Origin of the sequence: Archangium primigenium (assembly GCF_016904885.1) — a bacterium.
In the GTDB taxonomy this organism is placed as follows: Bacteria; Myxococcota; Myxococcia; order Myxococcales; family Myxococcaceae; genus Cystobacter; species Cystobacter primigenius.
Map to the genome: position 1 here is coordinate 424,607 of NZ_JADWYI010000001.1, position 11,513 is coordinate 436,119.

Sequence of the window (11,513 nt, forward strand, 5' to 3'; positions counted from 1 at the left end):
CGGTGGATTTGACCCACACAAGCTGATTTGGAAGGGAGCCTCATGCGCTCGTCCACCGAGCCGGTCCCGGCCACCGGGCCCGCGCGCACGCCCTCGCTGCCCATCACCTGGCCCGCCGCCCTCTTCGGGCTCATGTTCGGCGTGGCGATGACGTACGCGCCCTACGAGTTCCACGCCGCCCAGTTCCGGCCGCTCTACCCGTACGTGCGCTTCATGGGCATGGCGTACCTGGTCAGCAGCATCGTGCTGATGGCCACCATGCTCTACCCGCCCGCGCCCCGGTGGCTGGACGTGCTCGGGCGCCTGGGCTTCGGGGCCGTGACGGCGCTGTACTGGTGGGTGCTCAACGTGCGCACCGCCGCGCTCACCGGCGCCATCCTCTATCCGCTGCTGCTCACGGGCCTCGCCCTGGAGGCGAGCCCCCGCTGGCGCAAGCGCGAGGTGCTGCGCGGCGTGGTGGCGCTGCTGGCGCTCGCCTTCGGCGTCATCATGCTGGTGGCCCACCAGCGCTTTCCCTCCGTCTTCTACGCGGCGCTCACGCCCCTGCTCGTGCCCATGGGGCTCGTGTTCCTGGGCTGTGGGGTGGGCCTGCTCGCGCCCCCCATCCGCCGGCGCCACCCGGGCTGGTCGCGCGTCTTCTTCTCGCTCCTGGCGGTGGACTTCTCGCTGCTCGCCTGGGGGCTGGGCCGCATCGGCTCGGGGCCCGCGGCGCTCATCTACGTCATCCTCACGCTCGCCTGCATCGCCGCCGCCACGGGCTTCCGCCCCCGGGCGCCGCGCACCGTGGGCTTCAAGCTCCTGCGGGGCCTGGCCTTCGCGGGCGTCATCCCGCTCTTGGCGCTCGGCGGCTTCGCGGCGTGGCTCGCCCAGGGCGCCATCGAGCGGCAGGTGCGCGACGACACCATCCGCGCCGCCGTGGGCGAGGCGGACTTCCTCGTGCGCTACCTCGACGACTCGCGCGAGTCCCTGCAGCTCCTGCTCGAGTCGCCCGGCTTCCGCTCCGCCTTCGCCTCGCGCGACCGCCAGGAGCTGGAGCTCTACCTGCGCAACCTCCCCGCCCAGGCGCGCGCCTTCGACGCCGCCATCGCCCTGGACAAGGACGGCCAGGGCATGGCGGCCAGCTACGGCAAGGAGGAGCTGGGCTCGTTCGCCCACCGCGACTTCTACGCCGGCGTGCTGAGCACCAACGCGCCCTACGTCTCGCGCCCCTACATCAGCCAGCTCGGCCTGCCCCACGTGGCCGTGGCCCTGCCCTTCAAGCGCGAGGGCAAGATGGAGGGCCTGCTCGTGGGCCTCCTGTCGCTCGAGCGGCTGAGCGCCGCGGTGACGCCCGCGGCCCAGCGCTTCCGCGTGCAGGTGCTGGACCGGCGGGGGCTCCTGCTCCTGCGCGACACACTCGCGGGCGCGCCCCTGCTCAGCGTGGCCCAGCTGCCCGACGCCTTGCGCCTGCACCTGGCCAGCAGCGACGAGGGCGTGGTGGAGACGTTCGGTCCGGACAACCAGCGGCTCCTGCTCGCCGCGGACGCGCCCGTGCCCGGCACCGAGTGGAGCGTGGTGGTGGCCCAGGACATGGGCGTGGCCTACCGCGCCATCACCCGCACGAGCGCCGCCTTCGTCATCATGCTGGGCCTGGGCGTGCTGCTCATGCTGGGCCTGTCCCAGTTCGTGGCGCGCGACATCATCCGCCGCCTGGACACGCTGCGCGGGGCCACCGCCGCCATCGGCCGGGGCGAGCTGAGCCAGCGCGTGCCGGTGGGCGAGGACGACGAGCTGGCGGAGCTGTGCCGCGGCTTCAACGAGATGGCCCAGCGCACGGAGCTGGCCCAGGGCGAGCTGCGCGAGGCCATCCGCCTGCGCGAGGAGTTCCTCTCCGTGGCGAGCCACGAGTTGCGCACGCCCCTCACGCCCCTCAAGGGCTTCGCCGCGCTCACGCTCAGCCGCGTGGAGAAGGGCGGCGACTTCCCCGAGCGCGAGCGCACCCTCAAGGCCCTGCGCTCCATGGCCCGGCAGACCGACCGGCTCACGCGCCTGGTGGACGACCTGCTGGACACCTCGCGCATCCAGGCGGGCCGCTTCGAGCTGGAGTGCGCCCGGGTGGACCTGGTGCCGCTGGTGCGCGAGGTCATCGAGCGCTTCGAGTTGCGCGGCACCGAGGGCCTGCGCTTCCTCTTCGAGGAGCCCGAAGCGCCCGTGGAGGGCGTGTGGGACGGGCCCCGGCTGGAGCAGGTGGTGACCAACCTCCTGTCCAACGCCGTGCGCTACTCGCCCCACGGCGGCACCGTGCGCGCCGCCTTCCACTTCGCGCCCGAGTGGGTGGAGCTGCGCGTGCGCGACGAGGGCATCGGCATTCCCCCCGAGAGCCTCGCCCTGCTCTTCCAGCCCTTCGCGCGCGCCTCCAACGCCACCGCGCGCCACTACGGCGGCCTGGGCCTCGGCCTGTTCATCTGCCGGGAGATCGTCCAGCGCCACGGCGGCACCATCTGGGCCGAGAGCCCCGGCGCCCAACAGGGCAGCTGCTTCCATGTCCGCCTGCCCCGTCAGGTCCCCGCCCTCCTTCCCCACGCGCCCCCGACCCCGACCCCGGCCGCCGCCGCCAGCTGACAGCCCCCCCCTCTCCCCTCGTGGAAACCCGGATCGACGAGAGTGGGGTGCAGAAACCCGTCGGGCGAGGTAACGTCGTCGTCCAACGGGGCGGTCCACGGAAGGCCCCCACTTCCGGGACGCGACGTCCTTCTCTTCCATGCACGTGAAGCCCCAACCGACCGCATCTCCCTCGGCGCATGCCCAGCGCACGGCCTCCCCGTCCGCCGACTACCCGGGTGAGGCCGTCTTCCAGCTCGATGCGCAGGGGCGGCTGACCCACCTGACGCCCTCGTGGTCGGAGCTGACCGGCTTCCCCCTCGACGAGAGCCTCGGCCAGCCCGGCTGGCACTACGTGCACCCCGAGGATCGCGCGCTCTACGAGACCCTGGGCCGCCGGCTCGCCAGCGATGCCCGCGACGTGCGCCAGCGCGAGCTGCGCTACCTCACCCGCGAGGGCGGCTACCGCTGGGGCGAGGTCTTCCTGCGCCCCGTGCATGCCCCGGACGGCACCTACGTGGGCCTGCTCGGCACCCTGCACGACGTCACCGAGCGGCACGAGGCCCAGGTGGCGCTGGCGCGGCGCGAGCGCTACCTCTCGGCGCTGGTGGACATCCAGCAGCGGCTGCTCGGGGTGGGCTCGTCCCCCAACCTCTTCGAGCGGCTGATGCAGCCGCTCGGCGAGGCCTCGGGCGCCAGCCGCGTCTACGCCTTCGAGGTGCACCGCAGCGTGGAGGGCGACGTGCTGGTGAGCCAGCGCGCCGAGTGGTGCGCGCCGTCCATCACGCCGCAGCTGGACAACGCGGACCTGCAGGGCCTGCCCTTCGAGAACCAGCTGCCGCGCTGGTACGAGCTCATGTCGCGCGGCCAGGCCATCTCCGGCCTCGTCAAGGACTTCCCCCCGGACGAGCGCGCCCTGCTCGAGCCCCAGGACATCCGCTCGCTCTTGGCGCTGCCCCTGTGGGTGCACGGCACGCTCGCGGGCTTCATCGGCTTCGACAACTGCGTGGACGAGCGGCCCTGGGACAAGCTGGAGGTGGATCTGCTCCAGGCGGCCACCGGCGCCATCTCCCTGTCCATGGAGCACCGCCAGGCCGAGCGCGCCCTGCGCGAGCGCGAGCAGCGCTTCCGACGCATCGCGGAGAACGCCTCGGACGTGCTCTACCGCTACCAGCTCGCGGGCACGCGCTCGTTCGCGTTCGTGAGCGGCGTGGTGACCAAGAACCTGGGCTTCACTCCCGAGGAGCACTACCGCGACAGCCTCTTGTGGCACCGGCGCGTGCACCCGGATGACCTGGAGGTGCTCGAGCAGTTCCTCTCCGAGCCCCAGCGCGTGGCGGACACGCCCCAGGTGGTGCGCTTCACCAAGCCGGACGGCCGGACGGTGTGGCTGCAGCATGTGGTGACGCCGGTGCTCGACCCGGGCGGCATGTGCGTGGCCGTGGAGGGCATCGCCCGCGACATCAGCGAGCGCCGCCAGTTCGAGGAGGCGCTCAAGCTGTCCGAGGCGAGCTTCCGCATCCTGCTGGAGGGCGTGCCCGAGCCCGCCGCCATCCAGCGCGACGGCCGCATCATCTACGCCAACAGCGCCCTGAGCACCTCGCTCGGCTTCGAGAAGGCCGCGGACCTCATGGGCCGCACGCTCCAAGAGTTCCTGCTCGACGAGCCGCCCCCCCCCCCGGACGCCGTGCCGCTGGTCACCGGGGAGCGGCGGCTGCGCCGGTGCGACGGCAAGGTGCGCGTGGCGGAGTTCGCCTCGCTGCCCTTGCTCTTCGACGGCAAGCCCGCCGTGGTATCCATCGCCCGGGACGTCACCGATCAGCGCCAATTGCAGTCGCGCCTGAGCCTGGCGGACCGCATGGCCTCCATGGGCACGCTCGCCGCGGGCATCGCGCACGAGATCAACAACCCGCTCGCCTTCGTCATCTCCAACCTGGGCTTCCTCTCGGACGAATTGCGGCGCATGCCCTCCATCATGCCGCCCGGCGGCCTGGCCGCCCGCCCCGAGGCCAATGAGTGGCGCGGGGTGCTCACCGAGGCGCGCGAGGGCGCCGAGCGCGTGCGGCAGATCGTCCGCCAGCTCAAGGCCTTCTCCCGCCCGGACGAGGAGCGGGTGGACGCGGTGGACCTGCACGCCGTGCTGGACTCGGCGGTGATGCTGGCGGCGAACGAAATCAAGCACCGCGCGAAGCTCTGGCGCGAGTACGGACCGGTGCCGCGGGTCATGGGCAACGAGGGTCGGCTGTGCCAGGTGTTCCTCAACCTGGTGGTGAACGCCGCCCAGGCCATTCCCGAGGGCGCCGCGGACAAGAACGAGATCCGCCTGCTCACGCGCCGGGGCCGCGACGGGCGCGTGGTGGTGGAGGTGCAGGACACGGGCAGCGGCATTCCCGCGGACGTGCTCGGGCGCATCTTCGACCCCTTCTTCACCACCAAGCCGGTGGGTGTGGGCACGGGCCTGGGGCTCGCCATCTGCCACGGCATCATCACCAGCCTGGGCGGGGACATCTCCGTGGAGAGCGAGCCGGGACGCGGCACGCTCATGCGCGTGGTGCTGCCGGCCAGCGAGGAAGGCGTGCGCGAGGAGAAGGCCGCGCCCGCGCCCACCCCCGTGCCCACCCAGCGCGGCCGGGTGCTCATCGTGGACGACGAGCCCGCGGTGGGCCGGGCCCTGCGGCGCATCCTGCGCGAGCACGACGTGGAGCTGGCCACGAGCGGCCGCCAGGCCCTGGAGCGCCTGCGCACCGACAGCCGCTTCCACGTGGTGCTCTGCGACGTGATGATGCCGGACCTGGGCGGCAAGGACCTGTACGAGGCCGTGCAGCAGGACGGCTCGGGGCTCGAGCGCCGCTTCGTCTTCGTCTCCGGCGGCGCCTTCACCCCCGGCGCCCGCGACTTCCTGGCCCGGGTGCCCAACCCCACCCTGGAGAAGCCCTTCGACGAGGCGGCCGTCAAGCGCGTGGTGCGCGAGCTGGTGATGAGCTCCGTCGGCTGACGGATGGGCAAGCGCCTCGCCTCGCGGCAGGCTGTGCTCCATGAACCGCACCCACGTGCTGCTCGCCGCCGCCGCCCTGCTCGCGCTCGGCGCCGCGGTGGCGGGCCTGCCCGCGCCCCACGCGCCCCACGACCCCTTCTTCCCGAAGGCGCCGCCCGCGCCCCAGGCGGCCCCGGCGCCCGGCCCCGCCTCGCCTCGCTTCCAGCGGCAGGAGGGCGCGCTCGGCTTCGAGGGCCAGCTGTCCTCGGCGGTGCTCGCGACGGGCACCGGGCGCGAGGCCTACGCCCTGCTCACGGTGCGCGCCGAGCGCCCCGCCCAGGAGCGGCGCGTGCCGGTGAGCCTGGCGCTCGTCATCGACCGCTCCGGCTCCATGCGCGGCCAGAAGCTCTCGGATGCCCGACGCGCCGCGCGCATGCTGGTGGGACGGCTGGGGCCCCAGGATCGGCTGGCCATCGTGCACTACGGCACCGACGTGGTGACCTTTCCGAGCGAGCCCGTCACCGAGGAGGCCCGCGCGCGGATGCTCGCCTTCGTGGCGGGCATCGAGGACGAGGGCCAGACGAACCTCAGCGGCGGCCTGGAGGAAGGGGCGCGCGCCCTCAGGCCCCACCTGGCGGACTTCCGCGCCAACCGCCTCATCCTCCTGAGTGACGGCGTGCCCACCGTGGGCACCACCCACCCGGGAGCGCTGGCGGAGCTGGCGGTGGCCTACCGGCGCGAGGGCATGGCGGTGAGCGGCCTGGGCGTGGGCGAGGACTTCAACGAGCGGCTGATGCGCGCCCTGGCCGAGCAGGGCGGCGGCTTCTACGGCTACCTCCAGGACTCCGAGCGCCTGACGGAGATCCTCCAGCGCGAGGTGGACCAGGCCGCCACCACGCTGGCCAGCGGCGTGGAGCTGCGGCTCACCCTGCCCGAGGGCGTCACGGACGCCCAGCCCCTGGGCGTGGCCTCGCGGCTGGAGGAGGGCGCGCGGGTGATTCCCCTCTACGACCTGGCCGGGGGCCAACAGGCCCAGGTCCTCGTGAAGCTGACGCTCGCGCTGGACGCCACCTCCAAGGACCGGCCCATGCTGCACGCGCGCCTGCGCTACCAGGACGTGGAGCACGAGCGGCCCGTGGCGCTCGCGCTGGACCTGGAGGCCCGGGCCGAGCCCGGCGCCCCGGACGGACGCGACAGCATGGACCCGGAGGTGGCGCTCGCGGTGACCCGGGCGCTCGGCGCGCAGCAGCTCCAGGCGGCCGCCGAGGCGATGAAGCAGGGGGACCGCGGAAGGGCCCTGGGCCTGCTGGACGGGGCGCGCAACCTCTTTGGCGCCTCGGCCTCGGCGCTCTCGGGCGAGGTGGCGGAGGTGGAACGCACCCAGGCCGCCTATCTCAACGCCCACGATGAAACTTCCGTGAAGCGTGAAGCGTTGAAGCTCCACAACACGTCACTGCGCTCCTTCGGCCAGTCCAACTCCTATTAGGAAAGCCCCGCCATGCCCCTGTCCGTCCAGCTCCAAGCGCGCGAGGACTTCGAGGTGCGCACGCTGCGCGCCCTGGCGGGCGCCGCCTGCATGGCCCCGCTGGTGGCGCTCGGCGAGTGGTTGCATCTGCGCGTGGACGTGGCCTTCTTCGCCCTGCTGGGCGCGGCCCTGGGCAGCCTGCGCGTGGGGTGGAAGCCCTGGGCGATGATGCTCATGGGCCTGCCCCTGCTCTTGAGCCTGCCCACGCAGCTGCACCTGCCCGCCCCCCTCGCCTGGGTGAGCATGGGCGTCATCGCCGCGGGCCTGACGGGCCTGGTCCACCCCCTGTGGACGTCCCGCTGGGGCGCGTATGTCGCCGGGGTGCTCGGGGCCGGCGCGCTCATGCCGCTGGGCCTGTACGTGCAGCGGGTGCTCGACGCGCGGCTCTTCGACAAGGACCTGGGGCCCCTGCACGCCGCGCCGGGCCTCGCGGTGGTGGCGCTCTTCTGGAGCGTGGGGCGCCTGGCCGGACACCTGGAGGTGCACGCCCACGCCGTGGAGTCCCAGGGCGCCCGGCTGCGCGCGCGCCTCGCGGGCGAGCCCCGCGAGCTGGTGGAGCGCACGGTGACGCTCCACCGCGAGTGTCTCCAGGAGACGGCCCGGCTCGGCCGGGCCCCGGGCCGCGCGCGGCTGGAGGGGGTACTGGATGGCCTGGCCCTCGAGGTGTTCAAGCACGCCGAGGCCCACACCCAGCTGGAGTCGCAGCTCCAGGGCGCCCGCACCCAGGACGTGGACGCCCAGGTGCTGGCGCTGCGCGCCAAGGCGGCGGCGGCGGCGGACCCCGTGGCCCGGCGCCAGTTGGAGCTGGCCGCGGGCGCGCTCGGCGAGGAGCTCAACCGGCTGGACGGCCTGGGCCGCAAGCGGGACCGGATGCTCGCGCAGCTCCACGCCCAGGTGGCGATGATGGAGCGGGCCCGGGTCTCCCTGGTGTCCGTGCGCGGCGGCGACCTGGCCACCCAGGGCGAACAGGCCGAGCAGCTCGCGCTCCGGCTCGCCGAACTGGGCCAGGAGACCACCGGCCAGGAATCGTCCGTGCTCCAACGGTTGCAGTGAGGCTGACACCTCACAGTCACGCAACAGCGCCCTCTCACCGGGCGATAATTCGCGCACGGAGCACCGACCCGGACCTTCCGCCCGGATCGGCGGTCTCCGCATCCCCTCGACCGCTCCATTGCTGGAGCAGGATGCCCTTCGTGCGAATGTCTTCCCCCGCTTCGACTCCCACCCGCGCCGGCCGTTGGGCCGCCCTGCTCACCCTCGCCCTGACGGCGTGCGGTGCCCCGTCCCCGGAGGACGGCGCGGCGGAGGACGTCGTGAGCACCCAGCAGTCGGAGCTGGCCACCACCCGGGTGCGGCTCATGGCGGCCAACATCTCCAGCGGCAACAACCAGAGCTACGACCCGGGCCACGGCACCCGCATCTTCCAGGGCACCAAGCCGGACGTGGTGATGATCCAGGAGTTCAACTACGGCTCCAACTCCGCCGCGGACATCCGCACCTTCGTCAACACGGCCTTCGGCTCCAACTTCTATTACTACCGCGAGACGGGCGCGCAGATCCCCAACGGCGTCATCAGCCGCTACCCCATCCTCGAGGCCGGTGAGTGGACGGACTCGCAGGTGAGCAACCGGGACTTCGCCTGGGCGCGCATCGACATCCCCGGGCCCAAGGACCTCTGGGTGGTGAGCGTGCACCTGCTCACCTCGGGCAGCGGCGTGCGCAACACCGAGGCCAACCAGCTCGTCAACTACATCAAGGGCAAGGTGCCCGCGGGCGACTACCTGTCCATCGGCGGTGACTTCAACTCGGACAGCCGCAGCGAGGCGCTCTTCTCCACGTTCTCCTCGCTCGTGTCCACGGCGAGCCCCTACCCGGCGGACAAGAACGGCAACACCAACACCAACGCGAGCCGGGGCAAGCCGTACGACCACGTGCTGGTGAGCAGCAACCTGCGCGCCTACCAGACGGCGACCGTGATTGGTGGCAGCTCCTTCGCGGGCGGCCTGGTGGTGGACACGCGCGTGTACTCGCCCCTGTCGGAGATCTCCCCCGCGCAGAGCGGCGACAGCGGCTCCACCAACATGCAGCACATGGCCATCATCAAGGACTTCCTCGTGCCCTCGGACACGGTGAGCGCGGCCGTCACGGTGACGTCGCCCAACGGCGGTGAGAGCTGGACGGTGGGCAGCGCCCAGGCCATCACCTGGACGGCCTCGGGCGTGACGAACGTGAAGCTGGAGTACACCCTCAACGGCTCCACCTGGACCACCCTCACCTCCAGCACCGCCGCCAGCACCGGCCGCTACGCCTGGACCGTGCCCTCCACCGCCACCACCACCGCCCGCGTGCGCGTGAGCGATGCCGCCAACTCGGCCACCACCGACACGAGCGATGGCGCCTTCGCCCTCACCACCTCCAGCGGCGGCGGCACGGGCAGCGCGCGGCTCATCCTCAACGAGGTGCTCGCCAACGAGGCGGGCTCGGACGTGAACGGCGAGTTCATCGAGATCGTCAACACGGGCGGCAGCGCGGCGGACCTCTCCGGCTACACGCTCTCGGACGCCACGAGCGTGCGCCACACCTTCGCCAGCGGCACCTCGCTCGCCGCGGGCAAGGCGATCGTCGTCTTCGGCGGCGCCTCGGGCATTGGCTCCACGCCCAACGCCGTGGCCGCCACCACCGGCCAGCTCAACCTGAGCAACAGCGGGGACACCGTGACGCTCAAGAGCGCGGCGGGCGCCACGGTCGACACCGTCACCTACTCCTCGTCGCTGGCGGGCACCGACGGCGTGTCCTTCAACCGCGGCCCGGACATCACCGGCACGGGCTACGTGCTGCACACGAGCCTGTCGAGCGCCGCGTCCTCCGCGGGCACGAAGGCCGACGGCTCGGCGTTCTAGGCCTCCGCGAAGTCCCCCTCCCCGACGCCTCGGCGCGGGGAGGGGTGTCCGCGAACGGTCATCTCCCGGCACCTCCGGGCGGGTGTCCTCCCAGGAGCAAGAGAGCAATCGTGCGAGGTCTGGATTGCCCGCTCTCAGGGAGACCCCATGCGCGCCCGCTCCGTTCCGCCCCCCTCGCCCACCACCACCACGCCCGCCCCCCCGGAAGACGCCCAGGTCCCGGTGGCCCGGCTGTGCACGCCCCGCGAGCACGTCGCCCGCCCGCACCGCGCCACGCGGCGCCATGCCCCGCGGGAGGGGGCCCTGTCCCCGCTGCTGTGGGCGGGGTGCACGAGCGCCTTCAGGGGCGCCTCGCGCCATGCCCGCCGGGCGGCCCGGGACGTCGTGGGCGGACTCGGGGCCCTGGCACGCGGCCATGTGCGCATGGGGACGCGGCGGCTGGGCCAGGCGGTGGCGGCGCCCGTGCGCATCGTGCTGGACGCGGCCTTGAGCGTGGGGCTGCGGCTGGTGAGCGGTGTGCAGACGCGCCTGGGCCATGAGCCCCCCGGATGCAGGTTGGGCGCGCGGCAGATCACCGAGCTGCGCAAGGTGTTCGGCGACAGCCTCGACTACGACCGGGTGATGCTCAAGATGGGGAAGCTCGGGCTGCTGGCCCTGCCCGGCCGTGCCTTCGTGTTCGGCTCGGTGCTCTACGTGCCCTGGGACTCGCCCACGCCCATCTCCAGCGCCGCGCAGCGGCCCCTGCGGCAACTGGTGCGCGAGCTGTGCCGGGTGTGGCAGTACCAGCACGGCGGCACGGACTACGGCTGCGAAACGCTCTGGAGCCAGCGCTTCGCCGAGACGATGAACTGGCGCGCGGCCTTGAACCAGGGCCGGGGCTGGGCCGAGCTGGACCCCGAGCAGCAGCAGCAGTTCCTCCAGAGCGCCTACGGCCAGTCCCGCTACTTCCTGGCCCCGGACGAGCGCTTCGTCGACGACATCACCGGCGTGGACTACACGCCCCAACTGGAGAGCGCGCTCGAGCTCATCCGCGCGGGCCGCGGCGCGCCGTGAGCTGCTCCCGGCTCCCGAGCGGGCGTCCGAAGGACCTGTCGGGGACCTTGGACACCTCGGGCACCTCGTAGACCCCGGCGTCGATGCGCTGGGTGATGTCCTCGCGCAGGCGCAGGGCCTCCGAGAGCGCCACGTCGATCTGCTCGCGCACCTGCACCGAGTGCTCGTCCAGGGCCAGGGTCCGGTACTCGGACGTCTCCCGGGGCCGCGCGATCCGCCCCACCGCCTCCGAGCGCCGCCGCGTCTTGCCCCCGGACGCCCCGCGCGTCCCCTTGTCGGCCGTCTTCCCCTTGCGCTTCGTCATTCCCGTCTCCCGGCACGAGGTCCCACCCCAGAAGGTGGGTCGCCCCGCCCCCACCCGGTAACCGGCGGGCGGGCGGACAGGCCCCGGCCCGCCTCGTGGCTGAATCCCGGAAAAAGGCCCTGCATTGAAGGGGGGCGCCTCCCGTCTCCGGAAGAGCGTGCCACCTTCCACGTTTCC

At 72.9% G+C, this 11,513-nt stretch carries 7 protein-coding genes; 6 read left to right on the plus strand and 1 reads right to left on the minus strand.

What is annotated here, in order from left to right:
* Positions 1 to 42 precede the first annotated feature (42 nt).
* From I3V78_RS01820 to I3V78_RS01845, 6 genes are all read left to right on the plus strand, one after another.
* The gene (locus tag I3V78_RS01820; protein ID WP_204484590.1) at positions 43 to 2,601 is read left to right on the plus strand and encodes a sensor histidine kinase; all 2,559 of its coding nucleotides are present in this window, start codon (positions 43 to 45) and stop codon (positions 2,599 to 2,601) included.
* 139 nt (positions 2,602 to 2,740) lie between these two features.
* Complete coding sequence (locus I3V78_RS01825; RefSeq protein WP_204484591.1) at positions 2,741 to 5,575, plus strand: PAS domain S-box protein; 2,835 nt, start codon at positions 2,741 to 2,743, stop codon at positions 5,573 to 5,575.
* Positions 5,576 to 5,615: 40 nt separating this feature from the next.
* Positions 5,616 to 7,040 carry a vWA domain-containing protein gene (locus I3V78_RS01830; RefSeq protein WP_204484592.1) on the plus strand — a complete coding sequence of 475 codons (1,425 nt, stop codon included), beginning with the start codon at positions 5,616 to 5,618 and terminating at the stop codon, positions 7,038 to 7,040.
* Between the two features lie 12 nt (positions 7,041 to 7,052).
* On the plus strand, positions 7,053 to 8,132 hold the full coding sequence (locus I3V78_RS01835) for a hypothetical protein (protein ID WP_204484593.1): 1,080 nt from the start codon (positions 7,053 to 7,055) through the stop codon (positions 8,130 to 8,132).
* A 146-nt stretch (positions 8,133 to 8,278) separates the two neighbouring features.
* The gene (locus tag I3V78_RS01840) at positions 8,279 to 9,979 is read left to right on the plus strand and encodes a lamin tail domain-containing protein (RefSeq protein ID WP_239577096.1); all 1,701 of its coding nucleotides are present in this window, start codon (positions 8,279 to 8,281) and stop codon (positions 9,977 to 9,979) included.
* Positions 9,980 to 10,126: 147 nt separating this feature from the next.
* Complete coding sequence (locus I3V78_RS01845) at positions 10,127 to 11,032, plus strand: hypothetical protein (RefSeq protein WP_204484595.1); 906 nt, start codon at positions 10,127 to 10,129, stop codon at positions 11,030 to 11,032.
* Here I3V78_RS01845 and I3V78_RS01850 read toward each other — a convergent pair.
* Entirely contained in the window at positions 11,004 to 11,336 is a 333-nt protein-coding gene (locus tag I3V78_RS01850) for a hypothetical protein (RefSeq protein WP_204484596.1), read from the minus strand. The two genes, I3V78_RS01845 and I3V78_RS01850, sit on opposite strands and share 29 nt — an antisense overlap.
* Between the last annotated feature and the right edge of the window lie 177 nt (positions 11,337 to 11,513).